Origin of the sequence: Kitasatospora sp. NPDC005751 (assembly GCF_040630835.1) — a bacterium.
Classification (GTDB): domain Bacteria; phylum Actinomycetota; class Actinomycetes; order Streptomycetales; family Streptomycetaceae; genus Kitasatospora.
The window spans coordinates 88300-105415 of sequence record NZ_JBEXYC010000024.1 but is presented as its reverse complement, the minus strand read 5'-3'; the positions used below and the strand labels follow the sequence as shown (position 1 = coordinate 105415).

The 17116-nt window shown below is 75.4% G+C and carries 23 protein-coding genes and 1 pseudogene; 11 read left to right on the top strand and 13 right to left on the bottom strand.

Annotation, left to right across the window (positions count from 1 at the left end):
• The first annotated feature begins 162 nt into the window (after positions 1-162).
• Positions 163-1326: an AI-2E family transporter gene (locus ABZ497_RS22045; RefSeq protein WP_359807683.1), complete on the top strand. Its 1164-nt coding sequence runs from the start codon at positions 163-165 to the stop codon at positions 1324-1326.
• 49 nt (positions 1327-1375) lie between these two features.
• Here the strand turns inward: ABZ497_RS22045 and ABZ497_RS22040 are convergent.
• The 3 genes and pseudogenes from ABZ497_RS22040 to ABZ497_RS22030 form a co-directional block, all read right to left on the bottom strand.
• A pseudogene (locus ABZ497_RS22040) lies at positions 1376-1596 on the bottom strand (transcriptional regulator); the annotation flags it as partial.
• Positions 1597-1666: 70 nt separating this feature from the next.
• Complete coding sequence (locus ABZ497_RS22035; RefSeq protein ID WP_359807681.1) at positions 1667-2557, bottom strand: S41 family peptidase; 891 nt, start codon at positions 2555-2557, stop codon at positions 1667-1669.
• A gap of 136 nt (positions 2558-2693) precedes the next feature.
• Complete coding sequence (locus ABZ497_RS22030) at positions 2694-3545, bottom strand: LysR substrate-binding domain-containing protein (protein ID WP_359807678.1); 852 nt, start codon at positions 3543-3545, stop codon at positions 2694-2696.
• A gap of 80 nt (positions 3546-3625) precedes the next feature.
• Between ABZ497_RS22030 and ABZ497_RS22025 the strand changes: the two genes are divergently transcribed.
• Positions 3626-4120 (top strand): cupin domain-containing protein, encoded by a 495-nt coding sequence (locus ABZ497_RS22025; protein ID WP_359807676.1) that lies wholly within the window; start codon positions 3626-3628, stop codon positions 4118-4120.
• A gap of 72 nt (positions 4121-4192) precedes the next feature.
• Positions 4193-4555, top strand: a complete 363-nt coding sequence (locus tag ABZ497_RS22020; protein ID WP_359807674.1) for a DoxX family protein — start codon at positions 4193-4195, stop codon at positions 4553-4555.
• Positions 4556-4601: 46 nt separating this feature from the next.
• Here ABZ497_RS22020 and ABZ497_RS22015 read toward each other — a convergent pair whose 3' ends face one another.
• Positions 4602-5138 carry a hypothetical protein gene (locus ABZ497_RS22015; protein WP_359807672.1) on the bottom strand — a complete coding sequence of 179 codons (537 nt, stop codon included), beginning with the start codon at positions 5136-5138 and terminating at the stop codon, positions 4602-4604.
• A 334-nt stretch (positions 5139-5472) separates the two neighbouring features.
• Between ABZ497_RS22015 and ABZ497_RS22010 the strand changes: the two genes are divergently transcribed.
• Complete coding sequence (locus ABZ497_RS22010; protein WP_359807669.1) at positions 5473-5871, top strand: hypothetical protein; 399 nt, start codon at positions 5473-5475, stop codon at positions 5869-5871.
• A gap of 141 nt (positions 5872-6012) precedes the next feature.
• Here the strand turns inward: ABZ497_RS22010 and ABZ497_RS22005 are convergent, their stop codons facing one another.
• The 4 genes from ABZ497_RS22005 to ABZ497_RS21990 form a co-directional block, all read right to left on the bottom strand.
• On the bottom strand, positions 6013-6324 hold the full coding sequence (locus ABZ497_RS22005) for a TfoX/Sxy family protein (protein ID WP_359807667.1): 312 nt from the start codon (positions 6322-6324) through the stop codon (positions 6013-6015).
• On the bottom strand, positions 6321-6668 hold the full coding sequence (locus ABZ497_RS22000; RefSeq protein ID WP_329485657.1) for a nuclear transport factor 2 family protein: 348 nt from the start codon (positions 6666-6668) through the stop codon (positions 6321-6323). Before ABZ497_RS22000 ends, ABZ497_RS22005 begins: the two co-directional genes overlap by 4 nt.
• Positions 6665-7261: a TetR/AcrR family transcriptional regulator gene (locus ABZ497_RS21995; RefSeq protein WP_359807664.1), complete on the bottom strand. Its 597-nt coding sequence runs from the start codon at positions 7259-7261 to the stop codon at positions 6665-6667. The genes ABZ497_RS22000 and ABZ497_RS21995 overlap by 4 nt, the downstream gene beginning before the upstream one ends.
• 166 nt (positions 7262-7427) lie before the next feature.
• Positions 7428-7778 (bottom strand): hypothetical protein, encoded by a 351-nt coding sequence (locus ABZ497_RS21990; RefSeq protein ID WP_359807662.1) that lies wholly within the window; start codon positions 7776-7778, stop codon positions 7428-7430.
• A gap of 365 nt (positions 7779-8143) precedes the next feature.
• Here ABZ497_RS21990 and ABZ497_RS21985 point away from each other — a divergent pair, with 365 nt between their 5' ends.
• Both ABZ497_RS21985 and ABZ497_RS21980 read left to right on the top strand, forming a co-directional pair.
• The gene (locus tag ABZ497_RS21985; protein WP_359807659.1) at positions 8144-8317 is read left to right on the top strand and encodes a hypothetical protein; all 174 of its coding nucleotides are present in this window, start codon (positions 8144-8146) and stop codon (positions 8315-8317) included.
• A gap of 130 nt (positions 8318-8447) precedes the next feature.
• Positions 8448-9086 carry an endonuclease gene (locus tag ABZ497_RS21980; RefSeq protein WP_359807657.1) on the top strand — a complete coding sequence of 213 codons (639 nt, stop codon included), beginning with the start codon at positions 8448-8450 and terminating at the stop codon, positions 9084-9086.
• 20 nt (positions 9087-9106) lie between these two features.
• Here ABZ497_RS21980 and ABZ497_RS21975 read toward each other — a convergent pair whose 3' ends face one another.
• Positions 9107-9901 (bottom strand): ATP-binding protein, encoded by a 795-nt coding sequence (locus ABZ497_RS21975; protein WP_359807654.1) that lies wholly within the window; start codon positions 9899-9901, stop codon positions 9107-9109.
• A gap of 158 nt (positions 9902-10059) precedes the next feature.
• On the opposite strand from ABZ497_RS21975, the gene ABZ497_RS21970 reads away from it, so the two are divergent.
• Complete coding sequence (locus ABZ497_RS21970) at positions 10060-10671, top strand: TIGR03086 family metal-binding protein (RefSeq protein ID WP_359807652.1); 612 nt, start codon at positions 10060-10062, stop codon at positions 10669-10671.
• 74 nt (positions 10672-10745) lie between these two features.
• Here ABZ497_RS21970 and ABZ497_RS21965 read toward each other — a convergent pair whose 3' ends face one another.
• Positions 10746-11456, bottom strand: a complete 711-nt coding sequence (locus ABZ497_RS21965) for a DsbA family oxidoreductase (protein WP_359807649.1) — start codon at positions 11454-11456, stop codon at positions 10746-10748.
• Positions 11457-11680: 224 nt separating this feature from the next.
• Here ABZ497_RS21965 and ABZ497_RS21960 point away from each other — a divergent pair, with 224 nt between their 5' ends.
• Both ABZ497_RS21960 and ABZ497_RS21955 read left to right on the top strand, forming a co-directional pair.
• Positions 11681-12448, top strand: a complete 768-nt coding sequence (locus ABZ497_RS21960) for an SDR family oxidoreductase (RefSeq protein WP_359807647.1) — start codon at positions 11681-11683, stop codon at positions 12446-12448.
• A 256-nt stretch (positions 12449-12704) separates the two neighbouring features.
• Complete coding sequence (locus ABZ497_RS21955; RefSeq protein WP_359807644.1) at positions 12705-13493, top strand: DUF4230 domain-containing protein; 789 nt, start codon at positions 12705-12707, stop codon at positions 13491-13493.
• Between the two features lie 54 nt (positions 13494-13547).
• On the opposite strand, the gene ABZ497_RS21950 is transcribed toward ABZ497_RS21955, so the two are convergent.
• Genes ABZ497_RS21950 through ABZ497_RS21940 form a run of 3 tightly spaced genes read right to left on the bottom strand, consistent with a single transcriptional unit; the run spans position 13548 to position 16105 of the window.
• On the bottom strand, positions 13548-14591 hold the full coding sequence (locus ABZ497_RS21950; protein WP_359807642.1) for a hypothetical protein: 1044 nt from the start codon (positions 14589-14591) through the stop codon (positions 13548-13550).
• Between the two features lie 60 nt (positions 14592-14651).
• Complete coding sequence (locus tag ABZ497_RS21945) at positions 14652-15512, bottom strand: SDR family NAD(P)-dependent oxidoreductase (RefSeq protein ID WP_359807639.1); 861 nt, start codon at positions 15510-15512, stop codon at positions 14652-14654.
• Positions 15509-16105 (bottom strand): TetR/AcrR family transcriptional regulator, encoded by a 597-nt coding sequence (locus tag ABZ497_RS21940; protein WP_359807636.1) that lies wholly within the window; start codon positions 16103-16105, stop codon positions 15509-15511. Before ABZ497_RS21940 ends, ABZ497_RS21945 begins: the two co-directional genes overlap by 4 nt.
• Positions 16106-16251: 146 nt before the next feature.
• On the opposite strand from ABZ497_RS21940, the gene ABZ497_RS21935 reads away from it, so the two are divergent.
• Together ABZ497_RS21935 and ABZ497_RS21930 are read left to right on the top strand one after the other, a co-directional pair.
• Positions 16252-16749 carry a pyridoxamine 5'-phosphate oxidase family protein gene (locus ABZ497_RS21935; protein ID WP_329485671.1) on the top strand — a complete coding sequence of 166 codons (498 nt, stop codon included), beginning with the start codon at positions 16252-16254 and terminating at the stop codon, positions 16747-16749.
• Between the two features lie 118 nt (positions 16750-16867).
• Entirely contained in the window at positions 16868-17071 is a 204-nt protein-coding gene (locus ABZ497_RS21930; RefSeq protein ID WP_329485672.1) for a cold-shock protein, read from the top strand.
• The last annotated feature ends 45 nt before the right edge of the window (positions 17072-17116 follow it).

Below are 17116 nucleotides of genomic sequence, written 5' to 3'. Positions count from 1 at the left end.
ACCGCCATCACCGTATAGAACTCCGACACCCCCGCGTTCGTGATCCAGCGCTTCATGGCGACCGCCCCTGGCGGTCGCCGGGCCCGCCCGGTTCCGGGCACCTGCTCCGGAGCGGAAACCCGACGGACGAGCAGGCCCCCGCAGGAAAGGCGGCCCTCGCGCATGGACACCCGCGGACCGGCCCGGCGGCCCCGGCCGCCCGCAGTCAGGCGGCCCCGGGTCCGCACACCACCGGCCCGGCCGTCACCGAAGGGCGACGGCGTCCCGCCGGGCCTGCGGAAGGCCGCCGGCTACACCTGGCGGCTGCTGCTGATCGGCGTAGCCGCCTACCTGGTCGTCATGCTGCTGGCCCGCCTCGAACTACCGGTCGTCGCGGTCTTCCTGGCGCTGGTCATCACCTCCGTGCTGCGGCCCGCCGTCGACCTGCTGGCCCGCGCACTCCCCCGCCCGCTCGCCGTCCTGCTGGCCTTCCTGGTGGCGATCGCCCTGGTCACCGGCGTCCTGACACTGGTCGGCACGACCGTCGCCGGCGAGTGGAGCCGGCTGAACACCGAGCTGCACGGCGGTCTGGCCCGGCTCGACGACTGGCTCTCCGGCGCCCCCTTCCACCTGCGGCAGGGCGCCGTCACCGACTTCCGGGCGAAACTCGGCGACTTCGTGGACGCCCACCGCTCGACGCTGATCAGTGCCGCCATCAGCAGCGCCGGCCGGGTCGTCGAACTGGTCACCGCGGCCGCCCTCGCGGTGTTCTGCTCCGTGTTCTTCCTGCACTCCGGCGACCGGATGTGGGCCTGGGCGGAGCGCCAGCTGCCCGTCCGCGCCCGGCCCGTGTGGGGCCGGGCGGGCCGCACCGCGTGGCGCACCTTCGCCGGGTACACCCGGGGCGTCCTGATCGTCGCGGCGACCAACGCCGTCCTGGTCGGCATCGCCCTGACCGTGCTGCAGGTGCCGCTGGCACTGCCGCTGGTCGTCCTGGAGTTCGTCGCCGCCCTCGTCCCGCTGATCGGCTCCCCGATCGCGCTGGCCGTCGCCGCACTGGTCGCGCTGGCCGCGCGCGGCCCGGTGGTGGCCCTGCTGGTGCTCGGGCTGATCGTGGTGATCGGCCAGATCGAGGGCCATCTGCTGCATCCGCTGGTGCTGGGCTGGTCGGTGCGGATCCATCCGGTGGTGATCGCCCTGTCGGTGACGGGCGGCGCCGTGCTGGGCGGGGTGCTGGGCGCGGTGGTCGCGGTACCGGCGGTGTCGGTGGCCTGGGCGGTGATCAGCGAGCTCCGGACCCCAGGGCCGGCGCCCCCGGACCCCGACCACCCGCCACCCCGCCACTGAGGCCCGGCGGCGGCCGCCTGACGGCCGTCGGCCGCGCCCCCGGACCGCGTCAGCCGGCCGGGCTGTCGCCCAGGGCGTCGGCCCAGGAGGCCAGGATGCGCAGCGCGTCGTGGCTCGGCGAGCCGGGTTCGGCGGACCAGACGACGAGCTGCCGGTCGGTGTCGGTGGTGCTGGCGAGGGTGTCCAGTCGAGGGTGAGGTCGCCGACCACGGGATGGTGCAGCGCCTTCGTGCCGACGCCGCGGAGGGCGACGTGGTGGGCGGCCCACCAGGTGGCGGGGCCGGGCACCCGGGTGCCCGGCCCCGCCACCGGTCGCCGGAGCAGCCCGAGTGGCGGGCGCTTAGCGGGCCGACGCCCGGAAGGCGTCCAGCGCCGCGTCGAGCGCCCGGTCGGCGGGTACGGCGATGTCGGGGACGACCCCGACACCCTCCCAGTTGGTGCCGGTCACCGGGCTGACGGTCCGGGCGGTCGGCACGGTCACCATGATGTGCTCGGTGACCGGGTACCGGGCCGTGGGGTGGGCGCCGCCCCGCGTGGTCTCGCCGATCAGGGTGGCCCGGCCGTGCGCCTGGAGGGTGTAGGCGACGTCCTCGCCCCCGGAGAAGGTGACGGCGCTGGTGAGCACGTACACCGGGCGGTCGAGGTAGCGGGGCGCGGGCAGGTGGGCGGACGTCCAGAACTGCCGCGTCGCCCCGGAGGCGCGGTCGTAGATGTCGTTGAGGTGGACCTGGTCGTCGGGGAAGAAGTAGCTGCACCACATGGCGGCTCCCTCGGGCGCGCCGCCGCGGCACGCGCGGAGGTCCAGGACGAGGGCGCGGCTGCCGGCGGCCAGTTGCAGCGCGGCGCCGACCACGGCCGCGCCGCCCTCGGCGTCCGGTATGAGGCGGACGTCGATGTACGCGACGCCGTCGTCCAACTGCTCGACCCGGCGCACGCCCTGGTTCGCGGCCCGGAGCATCGCGAGGAACGCGGCCCGCCCGGCGTCCTCGTCCGCCGGCTCCAGCGACTGGGGCTCGTCCACCCAGAGCAGCCGCAGGTGCTTGTCCGGGCAGACCTCCTGGAAGTCGGCGGTCACCGCCTCGCACAGCGCCGGCCCGTCCAGGCCGTCGTACGCACCGGCCTGGAGCCGACGCCGGATCGCGGCGTCGATGGACTCGGTCTTCTCGGCGAAGACGTACCCGGTGGCGATCCGCCCCAGGGCCTGCTCGATGATCTGTTCGTTGTTAGGCATCGCGGGCGATGCTAGAGCCTGGCCGGGACATGATCAACAGTTTTTCGCCGGTGCGGGACACCGGCCGGGTCCGCCCGACCGCCCGGTGGAGGGCCTCGCCCCGCGCCTCCCGCCCCGGTCCGCCGGGCCCGGCAGCTCAGTCGCGGTAGGCCGCCGTGGCGAGCTGGACGAACGAGCGGATCAGCGGGTTCGCGTCGCCCTCCCGCCAGGCCGCCACCACCCGGCTCGGCGCCATGTCGGCCAACGGGACCACGGCCAGCTCCCCGGGCGGCCGGTGGCCGAGCGGCGCCATGCCGACGGTGCCGTTCCAGAGCACGGCCTGCAGGCACTCCTGGACGGCGCGCACCACGGGGCCCTCGCGCGGCTCGCCGCCGTTCCAGTACGAGCGCCAGAGGGGGTCGGTGCCGTCCGGGAACTGGAACCAGCGCCGGCCGGCCAGGTCGGCCAGCTCCAGGCGGTCGCGCCGCGCCAGCGGATCGTCGGCGCGCAGCACCGCGCCCACCCGGTCCGCGCGCAGCTCGTGCACCGTCAGGCCGGCGCCGTCGAAGGGGCCGCGGGTCAGCGCGACGTCGACCAGTCCGGCGCGCAGTCCGCAGGTCGGATCGGTCAGGTCGGTCTCGCGGATCCGGATCTCGACCTCCGGGTGCCGCCGGCCGTAGGTGGCGGCCAGCCGCCGCGCTCCTCGGTCGAAGCTGTCGGCGAGGATGCCGACGGTGATGGTCGCGGCGCCCGACGCCGCGGCCACCCGCAGCCGGATCTGCTCGGCCCGGTCGAGCAGCGTCCGCGCCTCGTCGAGGAGCACGGCGCCGGCCGGGGCGAGCGAGACGCCCGCGGCGGAGCGGTACAGCAGCACGGCGCCGAGGTCGGTCTCCAGCTGCTTGATCGCCCGGCTCAGCGGCGGCTGGCTCATGTGCAGTCGGGCGGCGGCCCGGCCGAAATGGAGTTCCTCGGCGACGGCGACGAAGTAGCGCAGCGTGCGTAGCTCCATGGTGCAACGATACCGGCGCGGTATCGGCGGCCCGGAACGGGTCTTGGACGGCCGCCGCGCCCCGGCGGTGGAATCGGGGCATGACGAACGAACCGAGGACCGGCGAACGGCCGGCGGAGCCCGTGGTGTCGGTGGTCGGCCCGGGCGAGGGCGAGACGATCCTCCTGGGCAGTACCCGACTGCGCATCCTGGAGGACGGCAGCACCACCGGGCACCGGCTCGGGATCGCCGAGTCCGTGCTCGCGCCGCACACCCCCGGACCGCCGCAGCACCGTCACTCCCAGCACGACGAGGGCTTCTACGTCGTCTCCGGCACGGTGCGGTTCACCGTCGGGGAGCGGGAGCACGACGCGACGCCGGGCACCCTGGTGATGGTCCCGCCCGGCGCCCCGCACACCTTCGCCAATCCGACCGACCAACCGGCCGTCATGCTCAGCACGTTCACGCCGGACCTCTACGTGCAGTACTTCCGCGACCTCCAGGACATGATCGCCGGCGGCGGGGCGCTGACGCCGCGGGCCCACCTCGGGGTGATGAGCCGCTACGCCACCGAGCCCGCGACCGACCTCGCCTGACCGCCGGGCGGGCGCCGGCCGTGACCCCGCGGGCGCCCGCCCCCACGACGCACACACTTCTGGAGGGGAACCGTGAACACCGCCTACTGGGCCGCCGCCGGCCTGCTCGCCCTCTTCTACCTCTACGGGGGCGGGCTGAAGCTGCTCCGGAGCCGGGAGCGGCTCCGCCCGATGATGGCGTGGGTGGACAGCACGCGGATGGCGGCCGTCCGGGCCATCGGGGCGGTCGAGGTGCTCGGCGCGGTCGGGCTGGTCCTGCCCCCGCTGACCGGGGTCGCGCCGTGGCTGGGCCTGGCCGCGGCCGCCGGGTTCGTGCTCCTGCAGACCGCCGCCACCGCCGTGCACCTGCGCCTCGGCGACCGCCGGGTCGCGCTCAACCTCACGCTCCTGGCCGTCGCGGCGGTGACCGCCTGCCTGGCGACGACCTGGCGGTGAGTGCCGGCACGCGCCCGGGCCGTCCGACCCGGCGGACCCGCAGCCGCTACGGCGTGGCCGACGGGCTGCCGGGAGCGGCCGTCCGGCCCGGGCGCATGCCGGCCTTGAGGTCGCTCATCGCCGCCCGCGCCACCTGGTCCACGGGGTCCTTCTCGCCGAAGCCGTAGTCGACCGCGCCGTCCCGGTTGCCCGCCGCGGCGAACAGCCAGCGCGGCCCGTACTTCGTCGCGCCCAGCCAGACCTCGAAGTCCTCCCCCGCGTAGGAGAACCGGACGGCGTCGGTGCCGTTCACCGCCACGATCGAGCCGTCCAGGCGGTCGGCGAGTTCGTGCAGCGGTGTACGCCCCGGCACCTGGGTGCTCTCCGACTGGACGGCGAGCACCGAGGACAGCGGCCCGGTGATGACGGGCCCGTCCTGGGTGGTGAACCGGAAGCCGGGCTGCCCCGCGATGTCGATGGACCCGCCCTCCATCGAGCTGCCGAAGGCGAACGGACCGACCGCGAAGGTGCCCGGCTTCACCCCGTGCCAGCCGTCCGACAGCAGCACTGCCACCACCTCGTTCGCATTGACGTGCAGGCCCATGACGGATGTCCCTTCTCGGTGGCGCGCCCGGTTCCGCCCGGCCGCGCCGACGGCCCGGCCAGGTCCTGCACCTGGCCGTCGTTCTCGAACCGCTCGGATCGATCACCCCGATCCTCGGCCACGTGATCCGGCTCTGTCTCGCACATCGGCCGGTGGGCGCCCTCGTGGCGCCCACCGGAGGCCGGGGCGGTCGGGAGGGCGCCGTACCGCCGCGTCCGGCGGGCGGGGCAGCGCGGAGACGTCGGGACGGCGCGCTACGGCCTCCGCGCCGCCCGTCCGGACCGGCACCGGGCGCAGTAGGATGGAAGGTTCCCGACCGCGCAGTCCGACGGGGGTGGCGATCGTGCAACACGCCGAACGAGACCTGATGACCCTGGGCGAGACCATCGAGCCGCTCGCCGAGATCGCCCCGGCCTCCGTCGCGACCCGGGCCCGTGCCCTGGTGGCCGCGCACGCCCTGGACGAGGCGGACTGCCGGCTGCTGCTGGAGGCCCTGGGGCTGGCGGCCGAGCCGGCCGGCCCCGGTACGCGGACCTGCGTGCGCTGCGGGCGCGCGTACGAGCACCCCGGCGTCCGGCGGCGGGACAGCTTCTGCTCCGGCCACTGCTACCGGGAGGCCGGCGGAGCCCCGGACGAAGCCGCGGCCCCTGACCCGCCGTCCGGGACGACCGGGGGCGCCGAGGGTGGGGCGCCCCGTACGAACTCTGCTCCGACGACCTCACCGCCGAGCTGAACGGCGCGGCCGACCCGGAGCGGCTCACCGCTCTCCTCAATCGGTACAGGGCCCTGAAACGGTAGTGCCGTGACGGCGGGAGACGGAGAGACCGCCGGCCCCGGTCGGGTGGCGCGGCGGTGTCCTCGAGGAGCTGCGCGGTCAGGCGAGAGCCGCGCGGGCCAGCGCGCACAGCCCGTCCCGGTCGTCCATCACCTCCGCCGGGACGCTGTAGTACGCCCGCACCACCACCTCGCGGCCGGCCGCGTGGTAGGTGAACGGCATGGACCCCGCCTCCTCGTAGGAGGGGCGGGACGCGCCCTCGACACGGAGGTAGAGGGTGTCCATCACCATCGCGAACTGGCTGCCGCGGCTGCGCAGTGCCCAGCCGCCGAAGTAGCGGTGGAGGGTGACCTCGCCGAGCGGCGCCAGCTGGTCGGCGACGTGCTCGGCGAGGCTGCGGGAACCGCTCACGCGGGGAGGAAGAACCCGGTGATGTCGGCGAGCCGGCCGTCGCGGTGGAGCGCGGTGCTCACGCCCGCCATGGCGGGCTCGCCCTGCTCGCCGAGCTGGGTCCACCGGGCGAGCGAGCGGTCGTGGTGTTCGAGCACCTCGTCGATGCGGAACCGGTGACCGGGGAAGGCCCCGGCGAACCCGGCCATGTAGCCGGCCAGCCCGGCCAGCCCGGCGACCTCGGTGCCCGGGTCCCGGTAGGCGACGTCCTCGACCGCCACCTCGCCGAGCGCGGCGAGCCGCTCGCCGGCGTCCGCCGACCAGCACGCGGCGTAGTCCATCCAGAGCTGCTGTGAGTCACTCATCGCTGTCCGTCTCTCTCGTAGCCGATCGACGCCATCGCGCCGTCGGTGATCGTGCGCAGTTTGGTGACGGGGGTCGCGGCCCGGACCAGTACCAGCAGGCCCTGGTAGAGCGCCAGCAGTTGGGCCGCCGACACCTCGACGTCGAGGTCCGCGGACAACAGGCCCAGCGCCCGGGCGCGCGTCAGGGCCTCGGCGAAGCCCGACTCGATCGTCTCCAGCCCCCGGTGGACCGCGTCGGCGGCCTGCGGGACGGTGAAGCACTCCACGGCGGTGTTGGTCAGCAGGCACCCCGGGTCGGGATCGGGGCCGGTCTCGAACGTCGAGGTGAAGAACGACCGGATACCCGCCACCGGGTCCGCCGGCTCCAGGAGGTGCTCCCGGACCCGGCCCCGCACCACCTGGTCGTTGTAGGCGTCCAGCGCCGCGCGGAACAGGCCGTCCTTGTTCTCGAACACCCGGTACAGGCTGCCCGGATGCAGCCCGGTCGCCTCCTCGATGTCCCGCACCGAGGCCCCCTGGTAGCCGCGGCGACGGAACAGCCCCATCGCACGGGCCAGCACCTCGCCCCGGTCCCAGAGCTGCTTGCGCCCCACCCGCGACCCCCTTAGTTGAACGATCGCTCACAAAAATAGCACGCCGTCGGCCGGGGCCGTGCCGCCGTCGAGCGCCGGGGCCGGGCCGCCCTCGCCCTCGCCCTCGCCGGACGGACTCGCCTGCGCTCGCCGAGGTCCAGGAGGTGCTCGCCGCCCGTCCCCCGGTCTAGGCGCCGGTCAGCCGGGACCGCGCGGTGTTGCGGATGCGCCTGGTCCGGCCGCCCTCGGCGAGGACGGCCAGGGCGATCACCGCCGAGGACTCCTCGGCGGTGCGCAGCTGGAGCCAGTCGGAGGCGGCGAGCAGGGCGTCCGCCTCCCACGGTTCGTCGAGCGTCACGGCCCGCAGCAGCGTCCACTCCCGCAGCCGCCGGGCGGCGGAGGCGTCCGCCGCCACCGGGCCGGTCATCTCCAGGCACCAGGCCGGGTAGCCCGGGTCCGTGAGCAGTTCGGCGGCCCGGCGGCCGAGGTACTCGCGGACGGCGTCGCTCGCCGTCGCCGGGTCCGGCCCGGTGAGCACCCGGGTGACAAGGGCGGCCGCGTCCTCCGGGGCGACCTCCGCGAAGGCCCTGCGACAGTCCGCCGACCCTGCGTACCCGGCCGTGTCCCGGTCCTGCCCGCCGCCGCGTCGCCCATGCTGCTGCCCCTTTCGGCCGGCGCCGGACGCACCGGCCCGGCGCCCACGGCGAGCGGGCCCGCCGCACCCACGACCGTCGCGGACGCCCGCCCCCGTAAGCCTCGACTCGTACGTACCCCCGCCGACCGGGTCGAACCCGCAGGGCGCCCCGCCCTCCGGGCCCGTCAACGGGGGGTGGGCCGGGCGCATGGCGGTGGAGGCCGCCGCCGCCCCGGAGCGATCCGGGTGACGGCGGGTAGTCGCCAGGCATGCTGACCCTGGGTGTGGAAGAGGAAGACCTGCTGCTCGACCCGGAGACCGGTCTGCCCCTGGCCCGCGCGGCCCAGGTGCGCCGGGCCGCCGGGCTCCACCCGGCGCTCGCCGACGGCGAGGTCCAGCACGAACTGCTCCAGGCCCAGCTGAGCGAGACCACCGCGGCCTGAGCGCCGATCAGTGCCACCGGCCCGGCGTGTCACCCGCGCCGGGCCGGGTAGCCGAGCCGGTGGGAGGAACCGCCCGTCCGGCGCCGGGTACCTCCCCAGCGCACGGCGCCGCCGAGCGGAGGTGACTCCGATGGACGCGAAGCGGACGGCCCGCCGAGTGCTCCACGACTACGGCGAGACCTATGCCCACCAGGCCGGCATCCGCCTGGCCGACACCCCGGCGCCGCTGTACCAGGTGCTGGTGCTCTGCGTCCTGTGCGCGGCCCCGATCCGGACCGAGACGGCGGTCGCCGCCGCCCGCGAGCTGTTCGCGGCCGGGCTGCGGACGCCCCGGGCGATGGTGCGTGCCACGTGGCAGGACCGCGTGGACGCGCTGGGCCGCGCCCACTACCGCAGGTACGACGAGAGCACGGCCACGGCTCTCGGCGACGGCGCGCAGCTCGTCCTCGACCGCTGGCACGGGGATCTGCGGGCGCTGCGCCGGGAGGCCGGCGGAGACGTCGAACGGCTGCGGGGGCTGCTGCGGGAGGTGCCCAGGATCGGCCCGACCGCCGCCGACATCTTCTGCCGCGAGACCCAGGGCGTCTGGCCGGAACTCCGGCCCTACTTCGACACGCGGGCCCGGCGGAGCGCCTCCACCCTGGGCCTCCCCCGCAGCCCCGGGGCACTGGCCGGCCTCGTCGCGCCGCGCGACCTCGTCCGGCTCGCGGACGGCCTGGTGCGTGCCGGCCGCGCGCCGGGGGCGGTGGAGCGGCTGCGGGCCGGCTGAGCGGCCCCCGGCGCCCCGCGTCAGGGCCGCCGGGGGCCGGGCGGGGCCGGCACCTCGGCCCACACCGTCTTCCCGTCACGCTCCGGCCGGTACCCCCAGGCACGGGCGAGCCGGTCGACCACCCGCAGCCCGTGCCCGCCGGGCGCGCCCCGGTCGGCGGGCGGGCGCAGCCGTGGCGGCTCCCGGCCAGCGTCGCCGACCTCGATCCGCAGCCGGCTGCCGTCCCAGGCGAGACGCAGCTCGTACGGGCCTCCGGGGGCGTGCACGCACGCGTTGGTGACCAGTTCGGAGACCATCAGCACGACGTCCTCGGCCGCGGCCAGCTGCTCGTCGTCGGCCGCCGGCAGCCACTGCCAGTCGGTCAGTGCGCGGCGGCAGAAGTCGCGGGAGCGCGGTACGGCGCCGGCTCGCTCCGCCAGGAACAGCCGCCTGGTCTGCTGCGCACGGGGTTCGGTGGTGTGGTCGATCGTCCTCATCGCCTCTTCGGCCTCTGCGTCGAGCGGGCAGCCGGGGGGACCGGCGCCGGCGGTCGGCCCGGTCGGCACGGCCGCGGTGTCGTCCATGACCCGCGCCTGCCCCGCTCCGTGGCCGCTACACGGGCCCCGCGCCGGTTGCCCGGAACGGACGGCGATCGCACCGCGGGGTGCCGCCGCCGGCTCGGCGGCGGCCGGGTCGGCGGTGCGGACGCGGTTGTGCGGCGGCTGCACCTGTTCCGTCAGCTGGATCACGTACATCCGGACGATCGCGTCGTTCCTGAGCAGCGTCCGGAGGTCCAGCACCGCGCCGGCCGGCTCGGCCCGAGCGCCCGACGGCACAGCTGCCGACCCGCCCGGCGGACCGCACCCCCGGGTCCGCTCGGCGACCCCCCGGTCACCGTCCGGCACCGTCGCCGGAATCAGCCCGCGTAGATCTGGCTTCTCACGCCCGGTAGCGGTTCACTGGGAGTCACCAGGGCAGGAATGGAGGCCCGGCCATGGGATGTCCCCACACACTCGGGTTCCACACCGAGGTCCGCGAGCGCTACGCCGCCGCCGGGGCGGAAGTCACCCGGCTGGTCCGGTCGGTGCCCGAGGACCGGTGGACGGCGCCCACCCCCTGCCACGACTGGGACGTGCGCACCCTGCTGAACCACCTCACGGCCCAGCACCTGTGGGTCTGCCAGGCGGTCGCCGGCTACACCCCGGCGCAGATCGGCCACCGGTTCGAGGGCGACGTCCTGGGCCGCAACCCGGTCGGGGTCTGGTCGATGGCCCTCGGCAGCGCCGTCCGCGCCCTCGACCGACCGGGCGCGCCGGACCAGTTGGCGCACGTACCGTACGGGCTGCGCGATGTCGGCGGCTACGCCCGCGAGCTGACCGCCGAGACCGTCGTGCACGGCTGGGACCTCGCCCGGGCGCTGGGCCGGGACGGCCGGATACCCGAGGCTGCGGCCCGGTACGCACTCGCCGAGTTCCGGAGCTGCCACGATCTCGCCGGCACCGGCCAGTTCGCCCCCGCCCGCAGCCCGGCACCGGGCGCCGACGCCCAGGACCAGCTGATCGCCCTCACCGGGCGGGACCCGTCCTGGTCGGCCCAGCGGCTCTGACCGGGGGCGACGGCCTTCGGGGGCCGGGGGTGCGAGCAGGACGTCGGACCGGCCGACGTCCCACTCCGCGCGGCTCAGCCCTGCGGGACCGCGCAGCCGTCCGGTCCGCACACCCCTCCCGCCTCGGCGCCGGCCGTCGGCAGGAGGACGACCCGGCTCTCCCAGGCCTGCTCCAGCGCGGCGGTGAAGGTCGCCGGCGGCTGGGCGCCGGACACCCCCAGCCGGCGGTCGAAGACGAAGAACGGCACTCCGGTGGCGCCCATCGCCGTCGCCGTCGCCTCGTCCTCGCGCACGGCCTCCGCGTACGCGTCGGGGTCGGCCAGCACGCGGGCCGCCTCCCCGGCGTCCAGCCCGGCCTCGACGGCCAGCTCCACCAGGCGGCCCGGGGCGAACGCGGAGCGCTCGTCGGCGAAGTTGGCCCGGTACAGCAGGTCCAGCAGTCGGGCCTGGCGACCGTGCTCCTCGGCGAAGTGCAGCATGCGGTGCATGTCGAAGGAGTTCGCCGCGTCGCGCCCCTCGGTGCGGTAGTCCAGCCCCTCCTCGCGGGCACTGGCGGCGATGCGCTGCTCGGCCGCCTCGGCCTGGTCCAGCCCGAGGCCGTACTTGGCGGCGATCAGCGGGACCACCGGGCGCGCCTCGGCGGGCGACCGGGAGTCGAGTTCGAAGGAGCGGTGGACGATCTCCACGTCCTGCCGGTGGGGGAACCGTTCGAGGGCCTTCTCGAACCGTGCCTTGCCGATGTAGCACCACGGGCAGTTGATGTCGCTCCAGATCTCGACGCGCACGGCGCTGCTCCTGTCCTCAGCCGGGCGGGTCCTTCCCGCACCGCCCGACCTCCAACATGCGTGATGAGGTAAATATTTCCCGCAGTGAAATGTTCACCCCGGCGCCCGCAGGCCGGTAGGCCTGCGACCGTGTCGGCAGCCCGGTCGGCCGCCCCGGTGGGGCCCGCCGTAGGGTGCTGGACAACCGGCCGTGCCCGACGGCCCGACCCCGGGAGCATCCCGCCATGAACCTGCCCTCCACCGGCCGTCGCGTGCTGGTCAGCGGGGCCTCCCGGGGCCTGGGCCGCGCGGTGGCCCAGGCCTTCGCCGCCAACGGCGACCGGGTGGCCGTGCACTACGGCACCCGCGCGGACGACGCCGCCGAGACGCTCGCCTCGCTCGACGGCTCGGGCCACGCGCTCGTCCACGGTGACCTCGCCGACCCGGCGGAGGCCGCCCGGGTCGCCGATGCGGCGGTGCGGGCGCTGGGCGGCATCGACGTGCTGGTGAACAACGCGGCCGTCAATCTGCGCCACCCGCTGCCCGGGACGCCGTACGACGAGTGGGTCGACAGCTGGCAGCGGCACGTCTCGGTCAACCTGCTCGGCACGGCCTACCTGAGCCATCGGGCCGCCCACGCGATGATCGAGCGGGGCGGCGGCGGACGCATCGTCAACATCGGCTCCCGGGGCGCCTTCCGGGGCGAGCCGGACCACCCGGCGTACGGGGCGACGAAGGCCGCCGTGCACGCCCTGGGGCAGTCGCTCGCCGTCTCCCTCGCCCCGCACGGCATCGCCGTCGCCTCCGTCGCCCCGGGCTTCTTCGAGACGGAGCGGGTGGCTCCGCGGCTGAACGGCCCGGAGGGGGAGGCGATCCGCGCGCAGAGCCCGTTCGGCCGGGTCGCCACCGCCGGCGAGGTCGCGGCCGCGGTGCTCTGGCTCGCCTCCCCCGCCGCCGAGTGGTCCTCCGGCACCATCCTCGACCTCAACGGAGCCTCCCACCTGCGGACCTGACCGGACCCGCCGGCGCCGGCCCGGCCGCGTCCCGCGCCGAGACCTCTCGCAGGCGCGGGAGTTCGGCATGCCGGGGGCGGGCCCGGGTCGGCAGGGCCGCCGTCAGCAGGCCGCCGACCACGCCTGCCCCGGTGCGGCCGCCGGAGCGCCCGGGAACAGATCCGCACACGACGGAACCGTTGCCCCGCGCCCGAGCGGGCAGAAGGGCCTCGATGCCCGGGCCGACCCGGCGCGGGCCCGTCGAGGAGGTCCAGCGATGCGGTGGCCGACGAACGGTCGACGGCACGAAACCGAGAGACCGTACACGGAACGGAGCGACGAATCCGTCGAGCAGCGTACGGAAGGGACGGAAGGGACCGAGCGGAAGGGGGCGGCGCCCCGCCGCACCCCGGACGCCCGGTCGCGGCCCCGCAGGGTCCCCTGGTACGTCGGACTGCCGGTCACCCTGGCGGCGATCCTCGCGGTCTTCCTGGCCGCCGCCAAGCTGGACCTGCTGCCCGGACTGCCCAATCCCTTCGCCGAGCGCCAGATCGACCGGAGCCAGCCCGCCGTCCTCAAGTCCATCCAGGACATGAGCCGTTACACCGCGGCCGGCGGCAACTTCCAGGTCATCGTCGACCTGGACCAGGACGCGAAGTTCCTCCCGTCCCAGATCCTCGGCAAACGCACCCTGTACGTGGCCGCGGGCACCGTCGACGCGTACGTGGACCTGGGCGAGCTGGCGAACGGCGCGGTGACGGTCTCCGACGACCGGCGCTCGGCCACCGTCACGCTGCCGCACGCCCGACTCGCCGACCCGGCGCTGGACGTGAAGCGCTCCTACGTGTTCTCCCAGCAGCGCGGGCTCTTCGACCGGCTCGGGGACTTCTTCTCCGGCAACCCCGGCGACCAGCAGAAGCTGGAGATCCTGGCGACCGACAAGATCAAGGCGGCCGCCGAGCAGACCGCGCTCACCGCGACGGCGGAGAAGAACACCCGGGCGATGCTGCAGAACCTGCTGACCTCGCTCGGCTTCACCACCGTGACCGTCACCGTCGTCCGCTGACGGCGGGCCGGCCGGGGCTTTCGGGGGCGCCGCCGAAAGCCCCCGGCCGGCCGGTCAGACGGTGGCCAGGCCGAGGCCGTGGAAGGTCACCCGGTAGGGGCCGATGTCCTCCGCCTCGCTGCCCAGCAGCAGGTCACCGGGGGTGGCGACGCCCGCCGCGCGCGCGGTCGCCACGAGGGTCCCGGCCAGGGCCCGGCCGTCCGGCTCCCCCGGGCCTCCCGCGTCGAGGCGCCACCTGGGTTCGTGGTCGTCCGCCCAGGTCTCCCGTGTGCCGGGGTGCTCGGCGACGGTGCCCCAGCCCGCCGCGGCCGCGTCGGCGTCGTGGTCGGCGAAGGACGCCAGCATCAGCCGGCTGTCCGCGTCGATGTCGAACAGGCGCGGCGCCCCGCCGCCCGTCCGGCCGTAGAGCCGCATGACCTTGGCGATGCCGAGCGCGGCGAACTCGGCCGGCAGCGTGGTGAGGAACGCGGCGAGCGCTCCGGTCACCGTCTCCCAACTCCGCGCCGACCAGCGGCCGGGCAGGCTCATTCCGGCGGTGGACGGGGCCCGGCGGGTGCCGAGGAAGCCGCCGATGGCGTTCTCCTCACCGTGGCCGAGGCCGAGGTACCAGTCCTCCAGCGGAGCGGTGGGCCGCAGGACGAGCTCCGGCCCCCGGCGGCCCGCCCGCAGTTCGAGCGTGTCGTGCGGACCGCGCCACCGCAGGAACGGCGCGCCCCAGGCCGGGGTCGGGCCGTAGTAGGGCCCCAGCGAGCCGTACGAGCCGATCACCGACGCCTCGCCGAGTTCGTCGGTCAGTTCGGTCCGCGCCCGGCCGAAGGCCAGCACGTGGCCGGCGGCGTCGGGGCCGCCCCGCCCGGCCGGCACGGCCAGTTCGAGATGGGCCCGCCCCTCGGCGTAGCGGCGCTCGGACGGCCCGACCGGGCGCAGCCGCGGTCCGTCGGGTGACGCCCCGTCGCCGGGCCCGGCCCGGCGCAGGCCGAGGCCGTCGACGAGGGCCCGGGCGCCGTCCTCGGTCCAGCCGCCGGTCCGCGCCGCGAGGAGCCGGCGGGCCAGGCCGGCGAGCGGTTCGTCCACGGGAGTGAAGTGTTCTTCGAGCACGGGGCGATTCTGCCCCAGCGGGGCGGCGGGCCGGCCCGCCGCCCGGCCCCCTCGGACGGGTCAGGCCGCTCGGACCGGCTCGGGCAGCGGGAAGCTCCGGCGCATCAGGGCGTCGAAGGCCGCGTCGGGGAGCAGCCGCTTGGCGAGCATGGTGGAGCGGGCCAGGGCACCGACGGCGTAGCGGGCGCGGGGGCGCGCGGCGGTGGCGGCCCGGACCACGACCCGGGTGGCGGCCTCGGCGGGCACGGCGCCGTTGCGGCGGGTGAAGGTGCGGCCGCCGTACATCTCCGCGAGGCGGCTGCGGAACCCCGCGTACGGGTCGGCCGGGTCGGCCTCGCCGTGCATGGTGGCCACCGCCGTCGCGGCGAACCCGGTGATGGTCGGGCCGGGTTGGACGACGACCACCTCGACGCCGAAGGGGGCGACCTCCAGGCGCAGCGAGTCGCTGATCGCCTCCACCGCGTGCTTGCTGGCGTGGTAGAAGGCGCCGCCGGGCGGGGAGAAGCGGCCGGCCATGGAGGAGATGTTGACGATGCGTCCGCGCCCGGCGCGGCGCATGCCGGGCAGGACCAGCTGGGCCATCCGCACCAGCCCGAAGACGTTGGTGTCGAACTGGGCGCGGATCTCCTCCCGGCCGGCGGTCTCGACCGGCAGGTGGAGGCCGTACGCGGCGTTGTTGACCAGCAGGTCGACCTGGCCGTGCGCGGCCTCGACGGCGGCGACCGCGGCGGCCATCGAGGCCTCGTCGGTGACGTCGAGCGCCAGCGTGGTGATGCCGAGGCCGGCGAGGTCGGCGAGGGTCTCGGGGCGCCGGGCGGTGGCGTGGACCCGGTGGCCGAGCCGGTGGAGGGCGAGCGCGGTCTCCCGGCCGAGGCCGGAGGAGCAGCCGGTGATCAGCACGGTCCGTGCGGCGTCGGTCATGGCGAGACCTTTCGGTGCAGGAGGTCCCAGACGGCGGCTTCGGCGCGGTCGAGGTCCTCGGCGGGGAGGGTGTGCAGGCCGCCCGGGCGGCGGAGCTTGACGAGGCCGGTGAAGGCCCCGAGCGCGAGGGCGACGAGCTGGGCGGCGTCGCCTTCGCGGATCTCGCCGGCCCGCTGGCCGCGTTCGATGAAGTCGGCGGCGACGCGGTCGATCTCCTCGGCGAGGGCGCGGCTCTCGGGGTCGAGGAAGGTGTCGTGCTGCTGGTGTTCGAGGAAGACGAAGGCGTCCGGGTACGCGCCGGCGTAGCGGGTGAAGCCGCGCCAGAAGCGGCCGAACTCCGCCCGGATGTCACCGGCCGGTCCCCCTTCGGCGAGCGCGCCGGCGAGGTGGTCGAGCAGGGCGCGCTTGGCGTGCTGGAAGGCCGCGTTGCCGAGCGCCTCCTTGCTGGGGAAGTAGCGGTAGATGCTGCCCACGCCCACGCCGGCGCGCTGGGCGACGGCGGGCATCTGGGTGCCCTCGTAGGTGCGTTCGGCGAAGAGCGCGAGGGCGGTGTCGATCAGCAGGCGGTCGAGGCCGGGCTTCCTGGGTGCCACGGAATGAATATTCATTCCTCTCCTGGGCCCTGTCAATCCCCTCCCCCGCCCGCTCGACCCCTTCCCCGCCCGACGAGACCCCGGCCCCGGAGCCTTCCTAAGCTGGAACGGCCCTGCTGGACTACCGCTGGAAGGTGGGATCGACCGTGCAGCCGACCGAGATCAACGAGGTCCTGAACCGGCCGCTCAGCCAGGAGCTCCTGGCCCGGGCGCTGACCCGGCTGGCCTATGTCGCCAAGGACGGCACGCCCCGGGTGGTACCGATCGGGTTCGTCTGGAACGGCTCGGAGATCGTGATGTGCACGGTCAAGAACGCCCCGAAGCTGGCGTCCCTGCGCCGGAACCCGGCGGTCGCGCTGACCATGGACACCGAGGCGCACCCGCCGAAGATCCTGCTCGTCCGCGGCCGGGCCGAGCTCGACGTCGTCGAGGGCATCCCGGACGAGTACCTGCGCGGGAACGGCGCCTACGAGATGACCCCCGAGCAGCGGGCCGCGTGGGAAGCCGAGGTCCGCTCGCTCTACGACGGCATGGTGCGGATCGTCGTCACCCCGACCTGGGCGAAGCTGATCGACTTCGAGACGACCCTGCCGAGCGCGGTGGAGGAGCTGATCCGCCGGCGGGACGAGCGCGACCGGACCTGAACCCGCCGCCGGATCACCCGCTCGCACCACTCGGGGTGACAGACCGGACACCTTCCGCCATCGACACTGCTCAGTGGCGGTATCGTGGCCGCGCCCAGCACGTGTGAAGGAGATCGGCATGGCAACTGGCAAGGTCAAATGGTTCAACGCGGAGAAGGGCTTCGGCTTCATCGCCCAGGACGACGGCGGCCCGGACGTCTTCGTGCACTTCTCCGCCATCCAGACCACCGGCTTCAAGGAGCTCTACGAGAACGACGTGGTCGAGTACGACGTCACCCAGGGACCCAAGGGCCCCCAGGCGGAGAACGTCGTCAAGGTCTGACCGGAGCTGAACCACCGTGCCGGCACCCCGCCCAGGGATGCCGGC